Genomic DNA, 26,907 nt, shown 5'->3' with positions numbered 1-26,907 from the left:
TTTCGCAACAAAAAGTGGCCCGAAAGCTTGCTTTGAGTGCCGGGGCATCTGCGCGCTATAAGTGGTCATTGCTGACATTCGGAGGTTTCAGGCATGCAGAACGCAATCCAGCGCCGGGTGGCTCAGGGGCAGGGACGGGAACCAGCAGATCTGGTGATCCGCAACGTCCGTCTTCTGGATCTCGTGACAGGCGAACTGGTCCCGACTGATATTGCGATCTGCGGTGACCGGATCGTTGGAACGTACGGGACATACGAAGGCAGGAAGGAGATCGACGGACGCGGGCGGGTCGCTGTTCCCGGTTTCATTGATACCCATCTTCATGTTGAGTCCTCTCTGGTCACGCCTTTCGAGTTTGATCGGTGCGTTTTGCCGCATGGCGTGACGACCGCTATCTGTGACCCCCATGAGATGGCCAACGTCCTTGGGCGGTCAGCCTTCGATTATTTCCTGGCAGCGGCTGAGCGGACCGTCATGGATCTGCGGGTCAATCTGTCGAGCTGCGTTCCCGCAACCCCTATGGAAACATCCGGGGCCACACTGGATGCAACTGATCTGGTGGCCTACCGGGACCATCCCAAGGTGATCGGGCTGGCAGAATTCATGAATATCCCGGGTGTTCTGAACGGTGATCCAGGTTGCCTGGACAAGCTGGCCGCATTTGCTGGCGGTCATATTGATGGTCATGCGCCGCTGATGCGCGGCAAGGCCCTGAATGGCTATCTGGCTGCGGGCATTTCGACGGACCATGAAGCAACCGCCGCGGAAGAAGCGCTGGAAAAAGTCCGAAAGGGCATGACCGTGCTGATCCGGGAAGGCTCCGTCTGCAAGGATCTGGAAGCTCTGGTTCCGCTGTTGAATGTTGCAACGTCGCCCTTCTTTGCCTTTTGCACAGACGACCGTAATCCGCTTGAAATCGCGCATGAAGGGCATCTGGACTTTTTGATCCGCCGGGCAATCGAACTGGGGGTTGAGCCGCTGGCTGCGTATCGTGCAGCGTCACTTTCGGCTGCCAATGCCTTTGGTCTGAGGGACCGCGGGCAGATTGCTCCAGGCAAGCGGGCAGATGTTGTGCTTCTGGATGATCTTGAGGCCTGTCTGGTGTCAGACGTCATTTCTGCCGGGCGTCTGGTCACGGATGCCCTGTTTGCTGCAAGGGAGATTATTCCACCCGTGGGGCTGGGCAGCGTGAAGTTGCCAGGTGTGGTTTCTGCGTCGGATATGGAAATTCAGGGCAGCGGAACAGACCGCCCTGTGATGGGGCTCATTCCTGGGCAGATTATTACGGAATATCTGCGGCTGACATTGCCGGAAGAGAACGGGCAGGCCCTGCCGGATGTTCCGAACGATGTGGCCAAGGTCTGTGTGGTGGCGCGACATGGACATAATGACAATATCGGCAGGGGGTTTGTGAAAGGGTTCGGACTGAAGCACGGAGCACTGGCATCGTCTGTCGGCCATGACAGCCATAATATCTGCGTTGTGGGCACCAATGACGCGGATATGGCGACTGCTGTGAACCGGTTGGAGGCGACGGGTGGCGGATTTGTTGCCGTTCAGGATGGCAAGGTGCTGGCAGAACTGAAGCTGCCGGTGGCGGGCCTCATGAGTGATGCAACGTTCGAACAGGTCCGCGACGAACTGATCGTATTGCGGAAAGCTGCGAAAGAGATGGGCGTTTCTCTGGAAGAGCCATTTTTACAACTGGCTTTCCTGCCTCTGCCTGTTATCCCGCATCTCAAGATTACGGATCTTGGAATGATTGACGTCAGAACGATGGAACTGGTCTGAAACGCAAAAAGACCCGCCCCTGTGAGAGGGCGGGTCTTTTTCATCAGGCCTGACGAAGGCTGATCAGTGGGTGGAGGCACCCGTTGCATTGGCAATGCCCTGCTGTGCACTGGTTGCAGCATGAGACGTTGCATGGCCAACAGCACTGACATCCTGGCCTGCGCCACGCGTCGTGTTGCAGGCGGACAGAGACACTGCCGTACCTGTAAGCAGGGCAGAGACCAGCATCAGGCGAGCGAACGTGGATTTACGGGTCTTGGTCATGCGGGCATGTCCTTATGTTCTGTGTGTTTGTTCAGGGGTAAAAGCCTGTCGTGTCAAAAAGTTGCGTTTTTAAGTACTGACCTGCGTGGGCAGGAACGGAAAAAGGCCTGAAAATTGTTAGAGAAATTTCATTGGGCCACAGCGACGTTCAGAGTGTTTCGTCGTAACCCGGAGCGTTCGCCTGGAAAGTCAGTTCTGATTGTGGACTGTAATTTTCCGCGGCCCCTCCATGATTCCGGTTCGATGGATCTGGACGCGCTGATCCACTCGCTGCTGCGTCAGGGATGTAAGGTCAGCTTCCTTGCGCTGGGGGAGTATTTCCTTCCCAGAGAGCAGCGGGATAGGAACGCGAGGGAAGAATATCGCGCCTTTGGAGTGACCTGCCTGACGCCCGGTGATGATGTGGCTTCACCCGGATGGAAGGGGATCGAAGAGGCTCTTCAACAAATCGGGCCGAGTCTTGATACCTGCATCCCATGCCGCGTGAGCTGTGGGGGCGCAGCTTACGATCGGCTTCGTGCGGCGTTTCCATCCGCCCGCATGATTTTCTACGCGTGTGATCTGCATTTTCTGCGAGAAGAACGGGCTGCGCGTCTGGAGGGAGATCATACCGCGCTTAAAGCCGTTGAGGTCACGCGGGATAATGAATTCGCCATTATGCGTCGTGCGGATGCAACACTGGTGGTGTCCAGTTATGAGAAAAATCTTTTACGTCAGGAATTGCCAGAAGCGCTGGTTGTTCATCTGGCTTTCCCCCGGCCATCTGCGGAGGGAGAGGGCTGGGACGCGCGCCGCGATATTGGTTTCATCGGCAATTTCGGGCATCGGCCGAATGAAGATGCGGTGCGTTATTTTCTAGAGCATGTCTGGCCGGATCTGGCTGTCCGCATGCCGGATTGCAGATTTCTGATCGTGGGGGCGGGTGCGCCGGACTGGCTGACAGAATGGGCGGAGAAAGACGCGCGGCTGATTGTGCTAGGGCACGTGCCAGATTTGGGGGCCGTGTTGAACAGTTTAAGGATAACTGTCGCGCCGCTTCGGTATGGAGCTGGGACGAAAGGAAAGGTTCTAAGCAGCCTGTCTCATGGCGTACCCTGTGTCATGACATCCGTTGCCGCTGAAGGTTTCGACTTCACGCCGCAGCTCAAAGAGCTGGTTGTTGCTGATCTTCCGCAGGATGTGGTGGATGCCATTGTGGCGCTCTACACACAGGCCTCTCGATGGGAGATGGTCGTTCGTCACGGGCGTGATCTGATATTGCAGAATCATACGCCCGAGAAGCTTGATGCGGCGTTGGCTCAGTTACTGCGTCTTGATGCTGCAGGCCGCTGACCGAAGGATAAACTTACGAAGGCGTCCGTCACCAGGAGTCCTTCGCGCCGCCTCCGCCAGAATCGCCTCCGCCGGATTTGTAAGAGTTTCTCTTTTTGTCGCCGCCGGACGAGTTGGCGTTATTACGTGAGGCGGCTGATAGAATATTGATCAGCAGGCTCAGGATAACGTCCCAGGGAATGCTGATCAGAAACCTGTCAAAAATTGAAAGAGGCAGGCCCTGAGCTTCGCGGCGTTGAGCGCGGACGGTAAAGCCAGAGCCAAGAGCAAACAGCACCATCCCTCCGACACCGAGTGCGAGATCAAATCCGTTGATGTTGAAGTCCGTATCGGATGTGGCCTGCTCCTCGTGCACCTGCGTCTCGCTTTTACGCAAAATGTCGGCGATGGAATCCAGCATCCCGTTTAGTGCGGCGGCATAGTGACCGGCTTTCAGGTCCGGTTGGGCAGCATGCAGGATATTGAATGTCTGAAGGTCGGTCAGGTCGCCTTCAAACCCATACCCGACTTCGATGCGGGCCTGATTATCCGGAATATCCAGAACAATCAGAAGACCGTTGTCCTGCCCTTTTTGACCAATGCCGGAGGCATGGAACGTCTCATTCGCATACTGATCGATATCGTCCACATGGCCGGGAAGAACGATCAGAATGTGCGGGTGACTTGGGAGTGTTTGCCGAAGGTCCGTCAGTTTCTGGACGAGCTGATCCTGTTCCTGCCCGGACAGGCTCTGATGCGGGTCTGTCACGAGCTCGGTTAAAGGTGTGGCCGCGCCTGCCGGACCAGTCAGGGACAGGCACAGCAGGGCAGTCACGGCAAGGACCAGATGCAGGGTGCGCGTTAGAAGCGGGCGGGAAACGGTCGGCACGTTCATCCGGTCCTTCAGTTAGATCAATGCTTGGAGAAGTCTACGACTGGCGGCGTCTGTGCGGCTGGGGAAGCCTCGTAGTAGACGCGCTGATGGTAGCCCATGATCCCGGCGGCGAGGTTGCCCGGGAAGTGCATGACCGTCTGGTTATAAGCCAAAATGGCCTGCTGCAGACGCTGGCGTGCCACAGTGATGCGGTTCTGTGTGCCTTCAAGCTGAACCATCAGGCTTGTGAAGTTCTGATTGGCCTGTAGCTGCGGGGACTGTTCAGCCACAACGTTGATGGCCTTGATTTCCTGTGCGTTACGGGTCTGTGCGTCCAGGATTTTTTTCTGAAGGTCCTCATCACTGACCGAGCGGGGATCAATGCGGTTCAGGGGCGTTTCACCCGAACGTGCCGCAGCGTAATCCGTCAGGGTGTCATGCTCGTGGGTGGCATAGCCTTTGACTGTGTTGACCAGATTGGGAATCAGGTCGGTCTGGCGCTGAACTTCGTTCTGAAGCTGACCCATCTGTTCCTTGACGTTCTGGTCCGCTCCCATGAAACGGTTATAACTTGATCCCAGCAGGGCAATAATGCCGATTACCAGAATGGCAGGAATGAGAAGTTTTCTCATCAGGGGGTCCTCTTAAATCAAAAAACGGATCATCACTCCGATCGCAGAAAAAATCGTCAGTCGCGAGTGTCTGTTCTTCGCCTTTATACAACAGGGTGGGCTGAAGGAAAAAACGTTTCTTTTTAGTCCATGTTTGTGAGCCAAGTATTCCGGTTTCCCGTTATGTTATATCGGTAGAATGGCCATGTTTTATTTGCCCGCTGGAGTGTCGAGAAACTGGAGAGTGTTGGGTGTTCTGAACACGATGCTTCATGCATCTGGCATGACGCGCAATCATGCGGCATTAAGGCGGCATGAAACTGCGCTTTGCCCCATCGCCAACCGGCTATCTCCATGTTGGTAACGCCCGTCAGGCCGTCGCCAACTTCCTGTTCGCCCGCCGCCATGGCGGCAAGTTCCTCCTGCGTATCGACGATACGGACGTCGCGCGCAGCAAGCCTGAATATGAGGACGCGATCCGTAAGGATCTGGCGTGGCTCGGTCTGGACTGGGACGAAGAGGCCCGTCAGTCCTCGCGGATGGAGCGGTATGCTGCGGCGATCGACAAGCTGAAAGCCTCTGGTCGGCTGTATCCGTGTTTCGAGACCGAATACGAGCTGAACGCCAAGCGCGAGATGCGGATCCGGGCTGGCAAGGCCCCGATCTATGATCGCGCTATGCTGAAACTGACGCCGGACCAGCGGGCCCGTGCCGAAGCCAATGGCAAGACGCCGCACTGGCGCTTCAAGCTGACGGATGGCAGCCGCAAGTGGCAGGATCTCGTCATGGACGATTGCTCCGTCAAGCTGACGGCAATTTCAGACCCGGTTCTGATCCGCGCTGATGGCACGATCCTCTATACGCTGGCCTCGGTTGTTGATGATCTGGAAATGGGCATCACACATATCGTCCGCGGTGAAGACCATGTGACGAACACGGGTGTTCAGATCGATATTGCAGAAGCGCTGGGTGCAAAGCCGGATCGCTTTACGTTCGCGCATCTGCCGTTGCTGCTGGATTCTGACGGCGGAAAGCTGTCCAAGCGTTTCGATGCGCTGGGCCTCAAGTCGCTTCGTCAGGATGGGATCGAGCCGATGTCCATCGTGTCGTATCTGGCACGCGTTGGGACGTCTGATGATCCGGAAGTCATGACGATGGAAGAGGCGATTGCAGCCTACGAGATTTCCCATGTTTCCAAGTCTGCGGCGCGGTTCGATATGCGCCAGCTTCTGGCTCTGAACCGCAAGGCTCTGCACAATCTGCCGTTCTCGGTGGCGAAGGAACATCTCCCGGCCGAGGCGACGGAAGAATTCTGGAATGCAGTGCGCGGTAATGTCGATCTGACGGCTGAAATCCCGCATTGGTGGGATGTGACGCAGGGTACGATCATTCCGCCGTCGCAGCCAGAAGACCGTGAATTCCTTCAGCAGGCGCTTGAAACCCTTCCAGCCGAGCCATGGGGCGAAACCACATGGCAGGACTGGACCACGGCTCTGAAGGAAAAGTCAGGTCGTAAGGGGAAGACCCTGTTCATGCCGCTCCGTCTGGCGCTGACGGGTGAGGATAATGGGCCGGAACTGCATGTGCTGCTGGGCCTGATGGGTCATGCGCGGACGATGTCCCGCCTTCAGGACGCAATCGGCGCCTGAATTATGATTGGGAATGCCGGTAATCCGGGCATTCCCAATTTCGAGTGTCAGACTGGTTCGACGCTCCAGAAAGCTTCCCAGCTTTCGCCGGGCTGCAAATGCAGCAGGCCGGGCTTTTCCGAAAAATCGCCAGAGAAGCCAATGGGTGTGGCATAGCCATACCAAGGTTCGATGCACAGGAAACCCGCGCCTGGCTTGGTCCAGATCCCGAGATCTCTGAAGCCGTTCCAGCGGACACGCAGGCCGTTTCCGTCCGGGTCTGTAAAATCGACGGCCTTGCTGTGTACATCCAGCATGATGATGGCATCAGCTTCAAACAGGCTGTCTTCCAGCGGAAGAACGCGATCCTTGATCGGGGAGGGGGCACCATCTGGCAGTAGCCCGTCTGGGCTGATGCGCCGGATCTGATCGGTTTCAACCCTCTCAAATGTCAGGCGATGACCTGCGCGCTTTGCTTCTGGCCTGAGAGGCCACATGAATGCGGGATGTGCGCCCAGAGAGGCATGAAGCGGGGCATCTTCGGACGGGTTGGTTAGAACATAACCGACATGCAGGCCGGTTTCTTCCATCCGGTAGATGAGGTGCAGGCGGAAGGCAGCGGGAAAGAGTGCGCGAGTCTTGGGCGTGTCTTCCAGTTCCAGAACGCAGCCGGTTTCTGTTCGCTCAACCCAGTGGAAGGTCATGTCACGTGCGAAGCCATGTTGATTCAGCGTAACTGGTTTGCCGTTGAGTGTCAGGTTTTCCGGTGGTTTTCCAACAATAGGAAACAGAACGGGCGAATGGCGTTTCCAGTCGGGGCCAGCGTTCCAGAGCAGGTCCTGCCCCGAAGTGGTCCGCAGGGAGGTCAGCTCTGCGCCATGGGCGGAAACCGTTGCCGTCAGGCCATTTTTTCCGAAGCTGTGCCGGGTGTCAGACATGGTGATGGTGCCTTTCATGCGCTGTGGACGGATCAATCGGCTCGTGGTCCCCGTGTTCGGTTGTGTGGAACCGGGTGAAGTCGACCTCGACCCTGCCATCCGGGCGGTGATGGATCATGTCCGAGAAACGGTATCCGTGTTTCACGTGGCCGATCTCGTAGGCATGTCGTGCGAAGAGTGTCTGGGAGGAGATTTCGTCTGTCCCATCCATCGTGATGATGATTTCCGCATTCTGGTCAATCAGCGTGTCTGCTGACAGGCCATAAAGCGGGCTGGTCTCATCAATCATGTGTGTGGCGTTCAGGCTGATCCGGAAGATCGGAACATGCGACTGGATTAGCGCCAGTCTGTCGAAACGGCGGACCAGTCGCCCATGATCGTCCGGCATCAGGCGCGTCAGGGTCATTTCAACATTGGCAGACAGGATCAGCGTGCGACGACGGTTCGCGATCCGGATGGTCAGTGTCGGGATCAGGTCATCATAGGCCACGACGGCGACATGGCTGAACAGGATACGGGCGCTTGGGCGCGAGAAGCGAGCAAAGACCAGTCCCGTCGCGAGTGCGTTGAGCATCATGCCGGCGAGCACTTCAAAGGACACGATGGTGTTGGTCAGGCGTCCGACGGGGGCCATCGTGCCGTATCCGACGGTTGAGATCGTCTGGACACTGAAGAACACGTCATCGAGAAAATCCCCGTGCGGGACGCCGCTGACGCTGCCGGGGATCATGTAATAAAGGCAGGCAAATCCGATATTGATGCCCAGATACAGAGCGAGGGACGCCCAGAAGAACGCCCCCCATGTCATGGTCATCAGATGGTGATAGAGGTCCCCGAGGGAGCCGTCTTTCAGACCGGTGCGGATAATGTCGCCCCGGCCGTTTTCTTCCAGAACATGGGCCCGGATGCGGTTGGCCGTTTCGACCACCAGCGCCTCAGGCCGTGGAGTCATCCGGTGCCTGTGTCGCCAGTGGATCATGGTCTTACCGTCTTGCCTTTCTGGCGCTGACCAGTTCGCTGACCACGCCATGGAGCGTGCGAAGTTCCTGCTCGGTGACTTCGCCTCGTGTGAAGAAATGCCGTAGATTGCGGATCATGCCCGGTTTCTTCTGCTCGTTCCGCAGGAAGCCACAGTCATCAAGTTCCCGCAGCAGATGGGACATGAAGTTTTCCAGCTCGCCCTTGGTGGCCACATGCGTCTCATTGGTCATGAGCTCGCGTGGGGGCGTCATGTCTTCGGTCAGGTACCACTCATAAGCCATGACGAGCACGGCCTGTGCGAGGTTGAGGGACATGAACTTCGGATTGAGCGGGTAACGCACCAGCGTATCGGCGCGGGCCATGTCTTCGACGTCGAGGCCCGCCCGTTCTGGCCCGAACAGGATGCCGGTACGCAGACCGCGCGTAGAAGCGACCCGGAGTTCCGCCGCTGCCCCGCGAGCCGTCATGACAGGCTTCACGACATGGCGGGGGCGGGGGCAGGTGGCGAAAACGCGGTGCAGGTCAGCCACGGCCTCATCGACCGTTTCGAAAACCTGTGCGTTGTCGAGGATGCGATGGGCGCCGGAAGACGCAGGCCATGCGCGTTCCTGCGGCCAGCCATCCCGTGGGGCGACGAGGCGCAGATGAAACAGTCCACCGTTCGCCATGGCGCGCGCGGTTGTGCCGACGTTTTCGGCTAACTGCGGGCGCACGAGAATAACAACGGGGTCAAATTCGCCGATCGGTTCCAGATCGGCACCACCATCACGTCCGGTCATGAGATTATGCCTTTCGCCATGTGGTGCCACCGGGGCCGTCTTCCAGCGTGATGCCGTCTGCGGCAAGCTGGTTCCGGATTTCATCCGCACGGGCGAAGTTGCGGGCTTTTCGGGCTGTTAGACGTTCCTCGATCAGCGCTTCGATGGCAGACGCATCAACTCCTGCGCGGAACCATTCGGCCGGGGAGACCTGAAACAGACCAAGCTGCTTTCCAGCAGCCAGAAGACCGGATGCGGCTTCCTGATCGCCCTGCATGGCGGCGTCTGCCAGTGGGTGAAGGGCAGCGATGGCGAGTGGCGTGTTCAGATCATCACACAGGGCATCCAGCACGCTGGCCGGAACGTTTGCGCCCTGCTGCGCGTCTCCACGCTCAAGGGCGCGGTAGAGGCGATCCAGAATACGGCGGGCTTCTTCCAGCTTCTCCCACGTGAAATCCAGCGTCGAACGGTAATGCGCGCCCAGATACAGCAGACGCAGCGGTTCCGCCGGGGACTTTTCCAGAACTTCCCGGATGGTGAAGAAATTGCCCAGAGACTTGGACATCTTCTCCCCGTTGGAGAGCAGCATGCCGTTATGGAGCCAGTGCGTGGCGAACTTGCTGCCCGGGTAGCAGCAGAGAGACTGCGCGCGCTCGTTTTCATGATGCGGGAAGAGCAGGTCGTCGCCACCCCCATGAATATCGAAGCTGTCTCCCAGATACCGGTGTGACATGGCCGAGCATTCGATATGCCAGCCGGGGCGACCACGACCATAAGGGCTGTCCCAACCGGGTTGATCGGGTGTTGACGGCTTCCAGAGCACGAAATCGCCGGGGTCACGTTTATAAGGAGCCACTTCAACGCGGGCGCCCGCGATCATGTCATCCAGCGAGCGGCCGGAGAGCTCGCCATAAGAGGAGAAGTTCCGGACCGCGAACAGGACGTGCCCTTCGGCTTCATACGCATGCCCGTTTTCGATCAGGCGGCCGATCATGTCCAGCATCTCACCAATGTGGTGGGTTGCGCGGGGTTCGATATCCGGCGGCAGAATTCCGAGTGACGCCAAATCTTCATGAAAGGCTTCAGTCGTACGGGCGGTTAGGGCGGAGATGTCCTCACCGTTTTCTTTCGCGCGGGCTGTGATCTTGTCGTCCACGTCCGTGACGTTGCGGACATAGGTGACACGTGGATACAGCACGCGGAGCAGTCGGATCAGGATATCAGCGCCCATCATGGCGCGCAGATTGCCCAGGTGCGCCCGGTCATAGACTGTGGGTCCACAGAAATAGACCCGCACATTCTGCGGATCGAGTGGTGTGAACAGTCGCTTTTCGCGCGCGTGGGTGTCGTGCAGACGGAGCACGTGAGGAACGGGATCGGCCATAGATGGGATCAATGCGCCAGCCACCGTTTTGGTGCAACAGGCTTTGTTACTCTTGTCTGTATGATCTGCACTGCGATAGTGAGGCTTATGTGTAGAACCTTCAAAGATCCGACCTCTTCACGCGGGCATGCTCTTGCCCTGCTTCGCGTGGCTCTTCCGCTTGCACTTTCCCAGCTTTCCGAAATGTCGATGGGCGTGACGGACACCATCCTTCTGGGCGGTCTGGGGGTAGCTGAAGTGGCGGTCGGCGGTCTGGCCAATACTTTTTTCTTTACCACCATGGTGACCTGCCAGACCATTCTGGGTGGAGCTGGCGTTCTTCTGTCTCATAGTCGTGGGGCGGAAGATCACGGGCGGGATTCTCATGACGGTCGCAGTGTCATGAGCGCTGCGTTCGTTCTGGCACTGCTGATCTTCATTCCCTGTGCGTTGCTCTTATGGTTCGTGCAGCCATTGTTTGCATGGCTGGCGGAACCCGGGGATGTGGTGACTCAGGGCAGCCACTTCATTCACATCCTTCTGTTATCCCTGCTGCCGGATCTGGCCGTGATCGGTGTGCTGCGTGTGGCGCTCCCATCGCTTGGGGCGGAAACGCTTCTTCTGTGGATCATGCCTGCCATGGCGCTTTGCAATGGCATTACCAATGCGGCGCTTATTCATGGATGGTTCGGGCTGCCTGCGATGGGGATGTATGGCTCCGCCACAGCCACGACCCTGACAGGCTGGGCGATCAGTTTTGCCCTAACCGGATTGTGTCTGATGCATCCGCGAGTGCGGGCCGTTATGAAGCCGGCCCCTGTGCGCTGGCCTATCATGAAGGAACTATTGAAGCTCGGTTTGCCCATGATGATGGGAGCTGCTGCTGAAATTCTCATGTTTCAGATCACGAGCCTGCGGGCCGGGCAGCTTGGAACACAAAGCCTGGCAGCCCATCAGGTTGCAGTGAATGTGAGTGCACTGCTGTTCATGGTGTGTCTGGCAATCGGTCAGGCCACCAATGTTCGGGTGGCGTACTGGCGAGGTTCAGGGCGAATGGATCAAAGCCGCCGGGCTGCCTGGACTGGTATCTGGGTGGTGCTCGTCTGGTCCATTCTGTCTTCAGCCTTGTTGCTGATCTGGCCAGAAAAGATCGTCAGCCTGTACTTCACGGGGCATGCACCAGATCCCTCTACGGCTGCATTGGTGATCACGCTCATGAAGATTGCCGGGATCTACCAGATTGTGGACGGACTTCAGGTTGTGTTCAGCGGCGCTCTGCGTGGGTGCGGTGATGCCGTCTGGCCAATGGTGATTGCTGTCACGAATTATGGCCTGATTGGCCTTGTCTTTGGGGGATGGTTGGCCTTCCAGCAGCACTGGGGTGCGGAAGGCCTTTGGGTCGGCATGGCGGCAGCGCTCACGGTGAGCTCTGTCGCCTTGGGAATTCGGCTGTTCAGCGTGATGCGGAAAGCCGAGCCTGTGCCATCGTAATCAGATAAGCCACAAACCCACCGGCGGAGAGCAGCGCGGCACCCCATCCGATCGATCCCAAACCATGCCCTGAACTCACCAGATAGGCCCCGAGCCATGTGCCCGCAGCGTTGGCAATGTTGAAGGCCGAATTGTTCAGGGATGCGGCAAGGGTTTGGGCATCGCCCGCAACTTCCATCAGATGTGTTTGAATGGCTGGGGAAATGCCGATCAGCGTTGCCGGAATCAGGAACGTGATCAGCAGCATGGCGACAGGGGATGGCAGGAGTAGCCAGAACCCGATCATGAACACGCAACTGGCAGCCAGAGAGAAAAGGATCGTCCGGTTGATATTCCGGTCCGCCATGGCTCCGCCAAACGAATTGCCAGCAACCATGCCGAGCCCCCAGACGATCTGATAAAGCGCAACGGCCCAGTCCGGGAGATGCGTTACGTCTGACAGGGCAGTAGTAAGGAACGTGTACACTGCAAAGAGGCCACCAAAGCCAATGGCGCTTGTCAGAAGCGTCAGGAGCACCTGAGGCCGCTTGAAAGCTCCAAGTTCAGCGAGTGCATTTGCGTCTGGATGGGGCTTGTCGCGTGGGGCGAAGTACCAGAGCGCCAGAAAGCAGAGCAGTCCAAGCACAGAGATTGCACCATAAGCGACGCGCCAGCCCAGATGATTGGCGGCGTAGGTGGACAGGGGCGACCCCACAACCGTGGAGATCATGATGCCGGACAGAACGCGCCCGACTGCGCGGCCACGTCTTGCGCGCTCAACCATAGAGGCACCTACGAGCGCGGAAACACCAAAGAAAGCGCCGTGAGGGAGCCCGGTGATGAAGCGCATAACTTCAATGTCGAGCAGGTTCGGCATCAGGATTGTGCCGATATTCCCCACAAGGAACAGCACAAGCATAGCCAGCAGAAGTGTGCGACGGGGGAGTTTTGCACCAGCAACCGCAATGAGGGGTGCTCCGACCACGACACCCAGCGCATAAGCTGAAATGACGGAACTGGCGCGGGAAATGGAAATACCAAGGGAATGGGAGAATTCGGGCAGAAGGCCCATCATGGCGAATTCGCCAGTCCCAATCGTAAATGTCGCCAGCATGAGAGCAAACATGGCTGGCTCGACACCGTGGGGTGGACGCACCCGCTCGACATCGACTGGTTCGATTAATTCCATATGGAAAAGGTCCGGAATAAGGGGAAAACCCGCCTACCATCCGGACCCTGAAAAGCTACCCGAACACACTCACGTGGAAGTGTCCGGGCAGGTCAGTTCAATTCTCCGTTGGTAGGCGAATTGTCTGACCCGGATAAATGTCATCCTTGCTTGTGACAAGCGGTTGATTTGCATCAAGAAGCTCATCGCCAGAAATATCTTCCGGTAGCTTCTCCGCGACCTCATCAAGGTTATGGCTTGTCTTGATTTCAAGGAACTTCGGATCAGGCGTGCCGGGGGGAACCTGGATTTCCGCTTCCACAGCAGCCACGCCAGCGACGTTACCCGCCGTGAGGATCATCTGGTCACGCGCTTTGGCAGAATCGGCCTTGCCGCGCAGATAGATCGTGCGGTCATCAATCACGAGATGCGACATATGCATCTGCGCGAGACCGAATCTCTTGAAGGCGCGCTTGATGGCGCTCTCGCCTGGCTTGGGCGGGGGCGGTGAATCCAGAGACTGGATCAGCCCTTCGAGGGAACCCTCAGCGATGCGGCCAGCCTTGGGATTGAAGCGATAGATTTTCATGGGCAAACTCAAAAAGACATGGCTCCCGGATTCATGGGGAGTACCAGACCGTTAGCGCAAATCCCCAGGGAAGGGTTGCGCGCTTTATAGGCCTCCGATGTGAGAAAATAACAAGGGTCAGACTCGTCCTTTCATTGACATGACAGAGCGAGACCTGTTAGGCGCGGGTCCACTGCCGGAAACGTGGACGTACCGGCCGGACCAATAAAGCGGGTTTCTGTACCCCGCAGGCTCCGGTTTTTGGGTGCGCGCCCGTCTTTCCCAATTCGGGGAGAGGCCTACCGGTGCAACAAAACGGCTCGCCATGCAGCATGGGGCGGGCCTGATGTATGAACAGGGGTTAACCCATGTCAAAGCGTCTTGAGAGCAAGTACAAGATCAATCGCCGTCTCGGCGTAAACCTTTGGGGCCGTGCAAAGTCCCCTGTGAACCGTCGTGAATACGGTCCGGGTCAGCATGGTCAGCGTCGTAAGCAGAAGCCTTCTGACTTTTCCATCCAGCTGATGGCCAAGCAGAAGCTCAAGGGCTACTACGGCAACATCAGCGAGAAGCAGTTCCGCAAGTACTACGACGAAGCCGTCCGTCGTAAGGGTGATACCTCTGAGAACCTGATCGGTCTGCTGGAGCGTCGTCTGGACGCCGTTGTGTACCGTCTGAAGTTCGCGATCACGCCGTTCGCAGCACGTCAGTTCATCAGCCATGGCCACGTTACGGTCAACGGCAAGAAGGTGAACATCCCGTCCTACCTCGTGAAGGAAGGCGACGTCATCGAAGTGCGCGAGAAGTCCAAGCACCTCGCCATCGTTCTTGACTCCGTGCAGACGGGCGAGCGCGACACGCCGGAATACGTTGAAGTCGATCATCGCCAGATGAAGGGTACGTTCCTGCGTACGCCGGTTCTCTCTGACGTGCCGTATCCGGTGCAGATGGAACCGAACCTGGTCGTCGAGTTCTACTCCCGCTAATTCCGATCCCGGGTCTTCGGGCCCGGATCAGCAAGCGACCGGAAAACGCCGGGCGGGTCATCCCGTCCGGCGTTTCTCATTTTAAAGCCCCCGGCTTCCAGTCTCTCCCGGAGTCTCCATGTCCGAAGCTCTCAGCGCCGAAATCAACCGCGAGATCGCCCGTCGGCGGACTTTCGCCATCATCTCCCATCCGGATGCCGGTAAGACGACCCTGACCGAGCGTATTCTTCGGGCTGGTGGTGCCATTCAGCTTGCCGGAAACGTGCGTGCCAAAGGTGAGCGCCGCCGAACCAAGTCTGACTGGATGGGTATTGAGCGCGATCGTGGCATTTCGGTTGTGACGTCCGTTATGACGTTTGAATACGGTGGATGTGTCTTCAACCTGCTTGATACACCGGGCCATGAAGACTTCTCCGAAGACACCTATCGTACCCTGACGGCTGTGGACTGTGCGGTGATGGTGATTGACGCCGCAAAGGGTATCGAAGACCGGACGCGCAAGCTCTTCGAAATCTGCCGCCTTCGCGACATTCCGATCATCACGTTCATCAACAAGATGGACCGTGAAGCACAGGATTGCTTTGCGCTTCTGGACGAAATTTCCAACTCCCTAGCTTTGGACGTTTCACCTGCCACGTGGCCGATCGGCCGCGCCGCGACGTTTATCGGCACGTTTGATATCCGCACGCGTGAAGTTCACACCAAGGATGCGGTTGATGAGACTGATCCGCGGATGGTGCAGCTCCGGGAAGATCTGGAACTGGTAGAAGCCGCTCTACCTGAATTCGATCGTGAGTCCTTTGATGCCGGGCATTTGTCTCCGGTGTTCTTTGGTTCGGCCATGAAAGAAATTGGTGTGACCGATCTTCTGGATGCGCTTGTTGCTTACGGCCCGGCTCCGCGTGCCCAGCCAACGGAAACTCGTGAAGTTCAGGCCAGCGAACAACAGGTAACGGCGCTGATTTTCAAAATTCAGGCCAACATGGACCCGAACCACCGCGACCGCATGGCTTTTGCCCGTGTGTGTTCGGGGCGTTTGACGCGTGGAATGCGCCTGAAGCATGTGCGGACTGGCAAACAGTTTGCCCTTCATACGCCGCAGTTCTTTTTTGCACGTGATCGCCAGTTGGCTGAGGAAGCTTTTGGTGGGGACGTGGTTGGTATTCCCAATCACGGGACGCTCCGCATTGGCGATACACTGAGTGAAAGTGAAGAACTTCGTTTCACAGGTGTGCCACACTTCGCGCCTGAAATTCTGCGTCGTGTTCGTCTCGATGATGCCATGAAAGCCAAGAAGCTGCGTCAGGCTCTGGTAGAGTTGGCCGAGGAGGGCGTTGTGCAGCTTTTCCGTCCGCAGGATGGCTTGCCGCCGATTGTCGGCGTGGTGGGAACGCTCCAGTTGGACGTGCTTCAGTCTCGCCTGAAAGGTGAGTACAGCGTGTCTATCGGGTTCGAAAACACACCCTTCACGTTGGCACGCTGGATTACGGGAAGTCGCGAGAAGATCGAGGCGTTCATGATGGTGAACCGCTCATCGATGGCCGATGATCTGGATGGAGATCCGGTTTTCCTTGCCAGTTCATCCTTCATGATGCGTCGGACTATCGAAATGAACCCTGACCTGGCGTTCCACGATATCAAGCAGATCGGTCTGGCTTCGGTCTGATTTTTAAACCTCGCTCACTATCTCAGTGAGCGAGGTTTTTAATTTTCAGAATGGATTCCAGAAATAAAAAAATCATCTTTGAGTAAATTAGATAACATAAGTAGAGTATGATTTCGTGGAATATAATAAATATTCTCAATATCACGAAATATTGTATTAATTTATTAAAGTGGAGGCAGTGATAGACATGAAAATTTCAGAGTGGATGGTAAATTCCGGTGTTGAATTCGGAACCAGTGGGGCCCGTGGTCTCGTTTCCGCTATGACGGATGCTGTGTGTTTCGCGTATACTGTCGGGTATCTAAAGCACTTGGAAGCGTTGGGTGAATTCTCCCCTAAGGCATCTGTTGCTATTGCGGGAGATCTTCGTCCCAGCACGCCACGTATTCTGCGTGCTTGTGCTGCGGCCATTACATGGATGAAGGGGCAGCCAGTATTTTGTGGTTTCGTACCAACACCTGCTCTGAGTTTTTATGCATTTTCCCGCGGTATTCCCTCGCTTATGGTCACTGGAAGTCACATTCCTGATAATCGTAATGGGATCAAATTCAATCGTATTTCTGGCGAGTTTTTGAAGAGCGACGAAGCTATCATGCGGGCGCAGGATGTTGTCCTGCCAGAGGGATGGTTTGATGCTCAAGGTGCGCTTAAAATAGATGTTGCATTGCCTGCCGTCACAGACGTTGTAACGGACTACATAGAGCGATATCGCCACTTTTTTGGTGCTGACTCGCTGAATGGCTTAACATTGGGAATTTACCAACATTCCGCTGTAGGTCGCGACGTTCTTGTAAGTGTTGTTGAAGCTTTGGGCGGAAAAGCGGTGCCTTTGGCACGTTCTGATGTCTTCGTGTCGGTGGATACGGAGGCCGTGCGGCCAGAAGACGTCAATCTGGCACGTGGTTGGGGTCAAGAAGGCCTATACGATGCCATCCTTACCACAGATGGCGACTCTGATCGCCCTCTTCTGGCCGATCAGAGGGGGCGCTGGATCCGTGGCGACGTCTTGGGCATCTTGGCCGCACAGAAGTTAGGAGCTGCTGCAGTCTCGACACCAGTTAGTAGCAATACGGCGCTTGAAGCGTCAGGATTTGTACCCTCTGTTCGAAGGACGCGTATTGGTTCGCCATTTGTTGTCTCAGCTATGATGGATGCTGTGGCAGAAGGCGTTATTCCGTCCATGGGGTATGAGGCTAATGGTGGTTTCCTGTTAGTCAGCGATATTATGCGAGATGGGAAAATACTTCGGTCACTTCCAACGCGGGATGCTGTTCTTCCGATGATTTGTGCGTTGATTATGGCGCAGAAATATCGGGGAGGGCTTGAAGAACTTCTCCTTATTCTTCCGTCTCGCTTTACTGTCAGTGACCGTTTGAAAGAGATATCTACGGAACGCAGTAAAGCACAGCTTCAGATACTTCGTGACGATGTTCCCGGTGTAGCCGAAGCGCTGGGGTTTGTAGCTGCCTGCGGTCCTGTAGCACATGTAAATGAAACGGATGGCATACGTATGATCTTCAAGCATGGTGACATCATCCACCTACGTCCGTCGGGCAATGCCCCGGAGTTGCGCATGTATGTGGAGGCAGATACTCAGGAGCGAGCCGAAAAGCTGCTGACTCAAGGCTTGGATAGTGTCGCCAAGTGGCTAGCTTGAAATCGGTGGTAATAGTAGGTGCAGCAGCGATTTTGACGGGTGTTTCCTGAAAAATTGTATGAACGGTTTTGTCCTCAGGCTGTTGCGTTGATTTCGTTTGATAAATAGCAATCGCTACGAGTTTTATGTGGATGATATAACCAGTTCAGTTGTCATCTTTGACCTATGATAGGCAAAGAAACGCTACGCGTCCCAAGGTAATAGACTTTTTTGTATTGAAAATCTGGATATTTTTGGCTGCTAGTAAGAGGTGATTTGTCTGAATTCTTAGATTCTACAATTCTGTACTTGGATGTATTTAGTCTGATCATCTTTAATTTTCCACGGTCAATATTTCTTCTGCTTGGAGGCAGCCTGAGTAAAATCCCATATTCTGGCCTGCCATCTTAAGTAAGGCTGCATTTCTTAAAGTTCATCAAAGCAATTTGAAAAGACCTTGAGTACGGGCGCCTCTGGTGGGAGTTTGCGAAACAGATAGATCGGCTTGGCATCGGTTCTTTCACTCTGTCCCGTAATTTAAGCATCAGAAATGGATGCGAACAGACTCCGAGGCAGAGACAAAAAAATCGGACTATCTAGATCGACTGTTAGTCATGATCTCAAACGAGTGTCAGTAAGGCGAGAACGTCGCTCAGGTTCTGGACGGTGGATGCGTCAAGGATGAGACGCTGGCCTGTCTGAAGAGCTTTGCGGCGTGCCTGCGTGCGATTTTCTGGGGTTGGGCAGAGTGTATAATCTGCAACCTGGGCAAAACCGATAGTTCGACGGATCATTTCGAGACCACAGAAACCTGCCGTGTCTTGAAGGATGCTCGTCAAGAAATTTTCGAGCAGCTCTTCACGCTGTGTTTCGTCTGACAGCGCCCACACGTCTCCTCCGCCCGTTTTCAGCAGGGCGCGGAATTCGTTTGTAAAGCTGCTCCAGAAGGCAATGATTTCGGTTCTAATGAAATCCTGCTTGTGGGGCGCTGCGCAGGCGTGAAGGGCCAGATTGCCCAAATAAAGTCCACAGTCGAAGCCGATTGGCCCCATTGTGGCAAACTCGCCGTCAATCACACGAACATCATCGCGATGTAGCATGATAGAGCCTGTGTGAAGGTCTCCATGCAGAAGGGCCTGTCGTGCCGTCAGGAAACGATCCTGAAGTACCCCGACTGCGCGGTGAAGAGGCTTGTTGTCCTGCAGGGCCGTCACATCCGACAGAAGAGCCGCCTCCGCTTCCGGGTTGCGGGAGCAGGGACGGAATGGATCGGTGAGTATCAGGTCGACGGTAATACGGGTGAGGGCCGTGTTGCCTGAGAACTCCTCAAGAAGTTTCGAGCCGACCTCAAAGGGGCGGCTGATCCAGCTCGTCGCGTGTACGCTACGAGCGACATACTGGCCGATACTGGCCGAAAAGCCCGGCTGCGCATCATCGCGAATCAGGGCAGAGCGCAGGACCTCATGTGGCGTCAGGCACTCCATGACGAGCAGGAACATCTCCTCATCGTAGAAATACAGCTCTGGCGCGGCTGGGCGAACGGCGTCTGCCGTTGCGCGCATATAACGGGCTTCATACAGTGCACGTTGCAGAGGCATAGGCCATTCTGGTGCCACGCGAACATGAGGCAGAGCCTGCTTGCAGCAAAGCTGCCCATCCGGACCGGCCACAATAAAAACCGTGTTCAGATTGCCGTCGCTGACTTCGCGGATCATCCAGTCTTCCGGGTTTCCACCAAGGCGGGATGCAAGATCGGCATGCTCTGTCAGCCAGTGTCGAAGGCTGGAAGTATCGAGAGTGAAATACGGCATCAGGACAGTTCCAGCAGAGCGGCCAGGGTCGGGACCATTGGGCCTTCAGGTGTGTGGTCTGGGCGGATCAGATGCAGTGCGCCATATTCGGCGTTGCCCTGCTCGCGGCATCGCGTCTGAAGGTCCTCAAAAGTCAGGGAGACGTCAATGCGCATCCCGATATCCACGATATGCGATGAGGGATGCTCGCAGGCCAAAAGGGACGGTCCAACCCTGCATTCCGCTGGGACGAGCCCAAGTTCTTCTTCACATTCCGCCAGAAGCTGCGCGGGGAGATCTATGGTACTCTCCTGCGCGCGGCTTTCAACATTTCCTGCTGGAGCGCCCTGCCAGTATCCGGGAAGGTAGATCGAGGTCTCAGCGCGTCTGCCAATGACGATGCCGTCTGGTGTAAACATCAACCCCACAACGGCTAGTGGTCGCAGGACGTGCGCTCCATAAACGTCTGGCTCTTTCATTTGTGCAAGAACGCGACGGTATTCGGACCAGTGGCCGTGAATGCGGGCTGGGGTGATTTCATCGGCACAGAAGACACGGCCATTGTAGAGGCTGGGATAGGCCGCAAGTGCCTTGGCCCAGATGCGCGAGACGGTCTCTTCCTGCTCAGTCGTCAGGGCAGGGAGGGGGCGGTCAGCCAACACCTGAACATCTGGCTGAAGTGGCGTGATGGGCCAGGATAGGGACTGCGGCATATTGGAACCTTGAACGATAGGCGGGAAGCACATGCCTTCATGAGGCATAATTCCGTTCTGGAAAACACTTTCCCCGATGCTGCTTCGGTCAAGGCAGATGCAGGCGCACCGAAACTGGGCAGTGGTCAGACAATCCTTCCGGTACACTATCGTTTTGATAGGTCATAACCCGCAGACTCTCCGGGACGAGCCAACTGCGGGCTTCGTTACCAAGGAGGATGTGGTCGATGAAGTACTCTCCATTCCAGCAGGGGCTGGCTTTGCCTGCTGTGGTGAGAAGAACGGGCGCATCATGCTCGATCTGCTGCATGAGCGGGTCATGCATGGTCAGGCGGCGGTTGAAGTCACCGAGAACCGCATAGGGCTCTCCTTCGTCCTGACGCTCTGCAATCCAGTCTTCCAGGATCTGGAACTGTTGATACAGGGTCGGGCAGGAATGTTTGCGTTGAGTGAGAGGCTGATCCCAGCAGCCGGTTTTCAGATGCACAACCAGAATACGGAGATGGCTTTTCCCGTCTGACACCGTGACATCAAGTCCGGTTCTCAGATGGTGGGGCGCATTGGGAGCGGCAACATCCAGGGATGAGAGTTCCTCATTCACCGTTACACTCAGCGGGCGTCTGATGGCTAGGCCGACACGCTGGATAATGGGCGCGTTGGACAGAATGATCTGATAGGTTTGGGGATCGAAGACCTGCGCTGCAGGTTCGGGGCCGTCCACTTCCTGAAAGGCAATGAGATCTGCGTTCAGGTGGGTCGCGTATTGATGCAGCCGAATGAAGTCGCTGGGTTTGCGACCATGAACATCATCCGGGAGTGCTGGATCTCCCGTCTGGCGAAGGGAGAGCCAGTCCAGATTCCAGGTTGAGAGCTTGATGTCTCTGGCCTGGGCTGGAAAAGACTCGCCGCATAGAAAACATACGGCGAGGGTCAGTGTGAAAAGAAACCTCAGACGGCTTCTTTCTGTGTTGCGCCCATTTCCGAAAGAACGCTTTCGATGGAGCGGGTCGTGCGGGTTTTCTCATCCAGAATGAGAATTTCACCCTTCGGAATGTCGTAGAACCAGCCCTGCAGGGTCAGTGTGCCCTGAGAGAGGGCGCGAACGACCGCGGGGTGTGTTCTCAGGTGAGCAAGCTGAAGCAGGACGTTGTATTCTGCCAGCTGGCGGATGTCCGCCGGGCCGGCATCGTCTGCCTTCAGATCACCCATGGCCGCGCGTGCTGCTTCTGCGTTGCGCAGCCAGCTGCGAACGGTTGGAAGAGCGTCCAGCTTCGGTGCGTTCAGGTCCAGCAGCGCGTTCATGGCGCCACAGTTGGAATGGCCGCAGATGACGACGTTCTTCACCTTGAGTGCCGCAACGGCGTACTCGATGGCAGAAGAAACACCACCCAGCATCTCACCGTAAGCCGGCACGATGTTGCCAACATTCCGGACAATGAACAGCTCACCCGGTTCAGTCTGGGTGATGAGGCTCGGGCTGATCCGACTGTCGGCGCAGGTGATGAACAGCGTGGAAGGAGACTGGCTGGAGGCCAGGCTCTCAAAAAGCTCCGCACTGTCAGGATAGACGTCCGTCTCGAATGTACGGACACCGCTCAGCAGTTTTGCCAGAGTATCACGACCACAGGCCATGGTGTTCTCCTTTTTATAAACTAGTGAGCAGTTAGGAGGCTTTGTCAGGGCAGGTAAAGCAGTAAAACGGTAGTCTCATGATTTGTTACTGCCCTGACATCTGTTGTCGTTACGGTTTATGACGCAGCAAGGTGCTCGCGCAGCTTTGCAAAGACTTCGTCTGCATTTGCATTGGGGCCACCAGCCTGCGCCATATCTGGCCGTCCGCCGCCACCTTTTCCTCCCATGACTTCAGATGCTGCACGGACAAGCGTGACAGCATTCAGTCGATCTTTGAGATCTGGTGTGACGGAAATCACGATGCTGCCCCGGCCATCGGCTTCCGAGATAAGAGCAACAACGCCAGATTCGATCTGCTTGGAGATGCTGTCCGCCAGGCTTTTGAGTTCCTTGGGGCTGACGTCTCCCAGATTGCGGGCTGAAAGTGTGATGCCGTTGATGGTCTCGGTTGCCGCCGTGCCTTCGCCTGTGGCCAGTTTCCGCTGCAATTCTGAAATCTGGCTGTTGAGCGATTTACGCTCTTCCAGCAGAGCTGAGACCCGTGTGACGGCATCAGAAACCGGAACCTTCAGAAGATCGGCGATCTGTTTCAGGCGGCTTTCAGTTTCAAGTGCCAGATTTTCTGCGGCAATTCCGCAGACGGCTTCAATGCGCCGAACGCCCGCAGACACACCGCTTTCTGACACGATCCGGAACGGGCCGATTTCTCCCACGCGACCAACATGCGTGCCCCCACAAAGTTCGATGGAGTAGGCGGGACGGCCTTCCTCTCCGACGCCCATGGAAACAACGCGCACTTCGTCGCCGTATTTTTCACCGAAAAGCGCCATTGCACCCTCGGCAACAGCCTGCTCCTGCGTCATGAGCCGCGTTTCGACGGGCGCATTTTCGCGGATACGGGCGTTGACTTCGGCCTCAACGGCTTGAAGTTCTGCGTCCGTCAGCGGGCGAGGCTGGCTGATGTCGAAGCGTAGGCGTTCAGGGGCGTTCAGGCTGCCCTTCTGAGTGACGTGTGTGCCGATCTGGCGACGCAGGGCCTCATGCAGAAGATGCGTTGCTGAGTGATGGCCACGGACGGCCGTACGGCGACCATGGTCGATCTCTGCATGAACGGCCATGCCTGGCTTCAGTGTGCCTTCGACAACCTTGCCGTAGTGGACGATCAGATCGCCGTTGCGCTTCTGGGTGTCTGTGATGTGCACCCGCAGACCGTTGGCCGTGAGTGTGCCGTGATCACCAACCTGACCGCCGCTTTCGCCATAGAACGGTGTCTGGTTCAGCAGGATGGCAATAATGTCATCGCCAGCCGGAGCTTCGGCCAGTTCGTCGTTTCCACGGAAAATGCCCTGCACTTCAGCATCGGCTTTTTCTGACACATAGCCCAGGAATTCGCTGGGACCATGCTTGTCACGTGCGTCGAACCAGACGGTCTCGGCTGCCGTATCGCCAGAACCGACCCACGCAGCGCGAGCACGCTTGCGCTGTTCAGCCATGGCTGTTTCGAAGCCGGATTCATCGACAGTGCGGCCCTGCTCGCGAAGGGCGTCCTGCGTCAGATCGAGCGGGAAGCCAAAAGTGTCATACAGCTTGAAGGCAACATCGCCCGGAAGAGCCTGCTTGTCTCCAAGGTTGCTGACTTCGTCGGACAGAAGGGTCAGGCCGCGTTCCAGAAGGGCTGTGAAGCGTTCTTCTTCACCCTTCATGGTTTCGGTGATGAGAGCCTGATGCTGCACGAGTTCCGGATAGGCCGCGCCCATTTGCTGGATCAGGGCCGGGAGCAGGCGATAGAAAACTGGTTCCTTGGCGCCCATGATGTGCAGATGGCGCATGGCGCGGCGCATGATGCGACGCAGCACATAGCCGCGGCCTTCCTTGGACGGGAGAACGCCGTCCGCGATCAAGAAAGCCGTGGAGCGGAGATGATCCGCCACGACGCGATGGCTGGACTTGAACTGTCCGTCTGCATCCTGATGCATGACGTCAGCAGAAGACTCAATGAGCGCGCGCATCGTGTCTGTGTCGTAGTTGTCGCGCTTGCCCTGCATGATTGCAGCAAAACGCTCCAGGCCCATGCCGGTATCAATCGAAGGACGCGGCAGATTGTCGCGGGAACCATCGGCCTGATCCAGAAACTGCATGAACACGAGGTTCCAGATCTCGACAAAGCGGTCACCGTCTTCGTCCGGGCTGCCCGGGGGGCCACCAAAGACACTGTCGCCGTGATCGTAGAAGATTTCGGAGCAGGGACCGCACGGGCCGGTGTCGCCCATCCGCCAGAAGTTGTCGGACGTACCGATACGGATGATGCGATCATCACTCAGGCCAGCGACTTTTTTCCAGAGATCTGCTGCTTCTTCATCTTCAGCGTAAACCGTGGCGAGAAGCTTTTCCTTGGGAAGGCCAAAGTCTCTCGTGAGCAGGTTCCAGGCGAACTCGATGGCTTCAGCCTTGAAATAATCACCGAAGCTGAAGTTGCCCATCATCTCGAAGAATGTGTGATGGCGCGCGGTGTAACCGACGTTGTCGAGATCGTTATGCTTGCCGCCTGCGCGGACAACCTTCTGAGCGGTTGTGGCGCGGGAGTAAGGGCGCGTTTCCTGGCCGGTAAAAACGTTCTTGAAGGGAACCATGCCAGCGTTCGTAAACAGCAGGGTAGGGTCGTTCTGCGGTACGAGGGGCGCTGAAGGAACAATGCGATGGCCGTTCGACCCGAAATATTCGAGGAAGGCTGAGCGGATGTCGTTTGTGCTGGTCATGGGATGAAGCGTCAGATTCCGGAGAAAACGGGAAAAACCAGCGTTACTCCTAGACCATTGTGAGCAGCTTGGAAATGTGCGCCTCAGGGCGCCTTGTGCTCAAAGGGTTCCATGGTTGGTTGTGGAATGGGCATTTGAGGTTCCGGGTCAGGAGAGGTCAGCCCTGCTGCCGGGATCTCCACAGCCATCTGCATGAGTTCCATTGGGGTTTCGGGAATTTTGGCTCTGAAAACCAGACGCCTGGACAGGTTGAAATTGGCCATCATCCCGCAACCGGCACCAATTGCGAGTGCCGTAACAGGGTGGTGCACTGTGAAGGGCACGAACGCGTAGAGCAGGAAGACTGCTCCGCGGTTCAGAAGGAACCCGAAGGAATTTGCGATCAGAAACCGGAGCCATTGAAGGATCAGATGCTGGTTATCGGCCGCCGAGGTCCGAAACGTCCAGGCGCGGTTCAGAATCCAGTTGACGGTGGCAGCAACAAAATAAGCTGCAATGGTTGCAGCGATCAGGCCAATTTCTGGCCGCAAAGCCTCTACGCTTCCCCAGTCTACGAAGAAGCCGAATGCCCCAACGACGCCAAATCGAAGGAACTGATCAATCACCTGCGGGCGTGAACGTGGATAGAAAATTCGGGTGCGTCGCAAGTGGACATCTCCGGAGGGGCTGTGGGTATTGCTCTAGCGTGTGCAGATTGAGGCTGCAAAGGCTCTGAAACAGAAAAAGGCGCCCCGAAGGACGCCTTTTCCAGAAACCCGGAGCCCGAGGGCTCCGACGTCTTTTCAAACTGAATTACTTCAGGATGATTTCGACGCGACGGTTCTGCGGCTCGCGGGTGTTCGGGCCGGTCGGAACCAGTGGCTTCTGCTCACCGTAACCATGGATGTCCACAGCAGCTGCTGGAACGCCATCACGGATCAGCTCAGCCTTAACGCTCTGTGCGCGGCGGAGGGACAGACCCATGTTGTACTTCTCACCGCGCGGGCCCGGGTGGGCTGCGGAGTTATCGGTGTAGCCGTTAACTTCGATGCGCGTCGTCTGAACGTGCGTGGAAGCCTGGGCTGCCTGAGCAACGATCTCACGAGCGCGGCCCGTCAGGTCAGACTTGTCCCAGTCGAAGAACACGAGGTACGTACGAGCTGGCGTCGGAGCCGGCGGAACGATGACCGGAGCCGGCGGCGGCGGCGGCGGAGCTGTGTCGAACGCATAACGCAGACCCAGGATGAACTGGTGCGAGAAGCGTGGGTCGAAGTTCACGTTGCCCTTGTGAACGCCAGAGCCGTTATAGGCCGTGGAGCGGTACGGGCCGTCAGCAAACTGCTGACCGATGAAGCGGTATTCGGTCGTGACAGCAAGACCCGGAACGCCCGGAATGTCGTAAGCTGCACCGACGATACCCTGGTACGCGAAGCTGCCCTGCGTGCCACCGATACGGTTGACGGAACCATTGGCATAGTTCGTCGTGATCGGGTTGTAGTGCTGCCACAGGTAGCCAGCGCCAACACCAACGAACGGCGTGACAGGAACGTTCAGGCCGAAGTGGGCCAGATCGATGTCATACAGGACGTTGACGAAACCGCCATAAGCCTGGTCAGAACCGTTCGTGGAGCCACGAACTGCCGTCGGCGTGCGGTGGTTGATCTGGGAGTAGTTGTACACACCCTCCACTTCAACGCGCAGACCGTTGCCGAAGCCCCAGCCGAACGAACCGAAGCCCGTGAAGCCGTCCTTGTGGCGGAGGCGTGAGCTGCTAGCGTTGTTGCTAGACGTGCCGTCAGCCTGTGTGGTTGGTGAGAAGCGGCCGTGCTGCTGCTGAACCAGGTTGTAACCACCGCCGATGTTGACGTACGGGCCGGTGATCGTGCTGGCCATGGCGAGCGACGGTGCGGCGACCATCGACGTCATGGCAAGGAGTGCCGTGCGGAGACGCATGTTTTCGTCCTCTTAGTGACTAACGTTTCGAGCCGTTGGAAAAACTGCTTCAACCAACGGACCCAGCGCGA

General features: G+C 56.7%; 23 protein-coding genes. 7 read left to right on the top strand and 16 right to left on the bottom strand.

Annotated elements, in window-relative coordinates:
* The first annotated feature begins 93 nt into the window (after positions 1-93).
* Complete coding sequence (gene ade / locus GCE01_RS02155; RefSeq protein WP_099210628.1) at positions 94-1,791, top strand: adenine deaminase; 1,698 nt, start codon at positions 94-96, stop codon at positions 1,789-1,791.
* A gap of 63 nt (positions 1,792-1,854) precedes the next feature.
* On the opposite strand, the gene GCE01_RS02150 is transcribed toward ade, so the two are convergent.
* Positions 1,855-2,055, bottom strand: coding sequence for an entericidin A/B family lipoprotein (locus GCE01_RS02150; protein WP_046899903.1), 201 nt, complete (start codon positions 2,053-2,055; stop codon positions 1,855-1,857).
* A 153-nt stretch (positions 2,056-2,208) separates the two neighbouring features.
* Here GCE01_RS02150 and GCE01_RS02145 point away from each other — a divergent pair, with 153 nt between their 5' ends.
* The gene (locus GCE01_RS02145; protein ID WP_099210626.1) at positions 2,209-3,387 is read left to right on the top strand and encodes a glycosyltransferase; all 1,179 of its coding nucleotides are present in this window, start codon (positions 2,209-2,211) and stop codon (positions 3,385-3,387) included.
* Between the two features lie 28 nt (positions 3,388-3,415).
* On the opposite strand, the gene GCE01_RS02140 is transcribed toward GCE01_RS02145, so the two are convergent.
* Positions 3,416-4,261: a TPM domain-containing protein gene (locus tag GCE01_RS02140; protein WP_099210624.1), complete on the bottom strand. Its 846-nt coding sequence runs from the start codon at positions 4,259-4,261 to the stop codon at positions 3,416-3,418.
* A gap of 17 nt (positions 4,262-4,278) precedes the next feature.
* Positions 4,279-4,872, bottom strand: a complete 594-nt coding sequence (locus tag GCE01_RS02135; protein WP_046900877.1) for a LemA family protein — start codon at positions 4,870-4,872, stop codon at positions 4,279-4,281.
* Between the two features lie 293 nt (positions 4,873-5,165).
* Here GCE01_RS02135 and gltX point away from each other — a divergent pair, with 293 nt between their 5' ends.
* Complete coding sequence (gene gltX / locus GCE01_RS02130) at positions 5,166-6,500, top strand: glutamate--tRNA ligase (protein ID WP_099210622.1); 1,335 nt, start codon at positions 5,166-5,168, stop codon at positions 6,498-6,500.
* A 47-nt stretch (positions 6,501-6,547) separates the two neighbouring features.
* Here gltX and GCE01_RS02125 read toward each other — a convergent pair whose 3' ends face one another.
* Genes GCE01_RS02125 through cysS form a run of 4 tightly spaced genes read right to left on the bottom strand, consistent with a single transcriptional unit; the run spans position 6,548 to position 10,540 of the window.
* On the bottom strand, positions 6,548-7,417 hold the full coding sequence (locus GCE01_RS02125; RefSeq protein WP_244591047.1) for an aldose 1-epimerase family protein: 870 nt from the start codon (positions 7,415-7,417) through the stop codon (positions 6,548-6,550).
* Positions 7,410-8,369 (bottom strand): ion channel, encoded by a 960-nt coding sequence (locus GCE01_RS02120; protein WP_099210618.1) that lies wholly within the window; start codon positions 8,367-8,369, stop codon positions 7,410-7,412. Before GCE01_RS02120 ends, GCE01_RS02125 begins: the two co-directional genes overlap by 8 nt.
* Positions 8,370-8,400: 31 nt before the next feature.
* The gene (locus GCE01_RS02115) at positions 8,401-9,177 is read right to left on the bottom strand and encodes an RNA methyltransferase (RefSeq protein WP_099210616.1); all 777 of its coding nucleotides are present in this window, start codon (positions 9,175-9,177) and stop codon (positions 8,401-8,403) included.
* Positions 9,178-9,181: 4 nt separating this feature from the next.
* A complete protein-coding gene (gene cysS, locus GCE01_RS02110) occupies positions 9,182-10,540 on the bottom strand; it encodes a cysteine--tRNA ligase (RefSeq protein WP_099210614.1) in 1,359 nt (452 codons plus the stop codon).
* An 87-nt stretch (positions 10,541-10,627) separates the two neighbouring features.
* Here cysS and GCE01_RS02105 point away from each other — a divergent pair, with 87 nt between their 5' ends.
* Positions 10,628-12,010, top strand: coding sequence for an MATE family efflux transporter (locus GCE01_RS02105; RefSeq protein ID WP_099210612.1), 1,383 nt, complete (start codon positions 10,628-10,630; stop codon positions 12,008-12,010).
* Here the strand turns inward: GCE01_RS02105 and GCE01_RS02100 are convergent.
* On the bottom strand, positions 11,973-13,178 hold the full coding sequence (locus GCE01_RS02100) for an MFS transporter (RefSeq protein WP_099210610.1): 1,206 nt from the start codon (positions 13,176-13,178) through the stop codon (positions 11,973-11,975). The genes GCE01_RS02105 and GCE01_RS02100 overlap by 38 nt on opposite strands.
* Before the next feature lie 97 nt (positions 13,179-13,275).
* Positions 13,276-13,746, bottom strand: a complete 471-nt coding sequence (locus GCE01_RS02095) for a BON domain-containing protein (RefSeq protein WP_046899893.1) — start codon at positions 13,744-13,746, stop codon at positions 13,276-13,278.
* A gap of 347 nt (positions 13,747-14,093) precedes the next feature.
* Between GCE01_RS02095 and rpsD the strand changes: the two genes are divergently transcribed.
* The 3 genes from rpsD to GCE01_RS02080 all read left to right on the top strand — a co-directional run bounded on the left by rpsD (position 14,094) and on the right by GCE01_RS02080 (position 18,034).
* Positions 14,094-14,711 (top strand): 30S ribosomal protein S4, encoded by a 618-nt coding sequence (gene rpsD, locus GCE01_RS02090; RefSeq protein WP_007282513.1) that lies wholly within the window; start codon positions 14,094-14,096, stop codon positions 14,709-14,711.
* 118 nt (positions 14,712-14,829) lie between these two features.
* Positions 14,830-16,377: a peptide chain release factor 3 gene (locus tag GCE01_RS02085; RefSeq protein ID WP_099210608.1), complete on the top strand. Its 1,548-nt coding sequence runs from the start codon at positions 14,830-14,832 to the stop codon at positions 16,375-16,377.
* 205 nt (positions 16,378-16,582) lie between these two features.
* The gene (locus tag GCE01_RS02080; protein WP_174694781.1) at positions 16,583-18,034 is read left to right on the top strand and encodes a phosphomannomutase; all 1,452 of its coding nucleotides are present in this window, start codon (positions 16,583-16,585) and stop codon (positions 18,032-18,034) included.
* Positions 18,035-18,633: 599 nt separating this feature from the next.
* On the opposite strand, the gene mtnK is transcribed toward GCE01_RS02080, so the two are convergent.
* The 7 genes from mtnK to GCE01_RS02045 all read right to left on the bottom strand — a co-directional run bounded on the left by mtnK (position 18,634) and on the right by GCE01_RS02045 (position 26,836).
* Positions 18,634-19,824, bottom strand: a complete 1,191-nt coding sequence (mtnK, locus tag GCE01_RS02075; protein ID WP_099210604.1) for an S-methyl-5-thioribose kinase — start codon at positions 19,822-19,824, stop codon at positions 18,634-18,636.
* Positions 19,824-20,516 carry a hypothetical protein gene (locus GCE01_RS02070; protein ID WP_099211101.1) on the bottom strand — a complete coding sequence of 231 codons (693 nt, stop codon included), beginning with the start codon at positions 20,514-20,516 and terminating at the stop codon, positions 19,824-19,826. The genes mtnK and GCE01_RS02070 overlap by 1 nt, the downstream gene beginning before the upstream one ends.
* Before the next feature lie 88 nt (positions 20,517-20,604).
* Entirely contained in the window at positions 20,605-21,450 is an 846-nt protein-coding gene (locus GCE01_RS02065) for an endonuclease/exonuclease/phosphatase family protein (protein ID WP_099210602.1), read from the bottom strand.
* 14 nt (positions 21,451-21,464) lie between these two features.
* A complete protein-coding gene (locus GCE01_RS02060; RefSeq protein WP_086634437.1) occupies positions 21,465-22,148 on the bottom strand; it encodes a carbonic anhydrase in 684 nt (227 codons plus the stop codon).
* A 116-nt stretch (positions 22,149-22,264) separates the two neighbouring features.
* Complete coding sequence (gene alaS, locus GCE01_RS02055; protein ID WP_099210600.1) at positions 22,265-24,904, bottom strand: alanine--tRNA ligase; 2,640 nt, start codon at positions 24,902-24,904, stop codon at positions 22,265-22,267.
* 83 nt (positions 24,905-24,987) lie between these two features.
* Positions 24,988-25,551, bottom strand: a complete 564-nt coding sequence (locus GCE01_RS02050) for a GtrA family protein (RefSeq protein ID WP_046899808.1) — start codon at positions 25,549-25,551, stop codon at positions 24,988-24,990.
* A gap of 145 nt (positions 25,552-25,696) precedes the next feature.
* Positions 25,697-26,836 carry an OmpA family protein gene (locus tag GCE01_RS02045; RefSeq protein ID WP_086634439.1) on the bottom strand — a complete coding sequence of 380 codons (1,140 nt, stop codon included), beginning with the start codon at positions 26,834-26,836 and terminating at the stop codon, positions 25,697-25,699.
* Between the last annotated feature and the right edge of the window lie 71 nt (positions 26,837-26,907).

The sequence above is a fragment of the Gluconobacter cerinus genome (assembly GCF_002723935.1).
GTDB lineage: Bacteria > Pseudomonadota > Alphaproteobacteria > Acetobacterales > Acetobacteraceae > Gluconobacter > Gluconobacter cerinus.
This window is presented reverse-complemented; position numbering and strand designations above follow the sequence as displayed.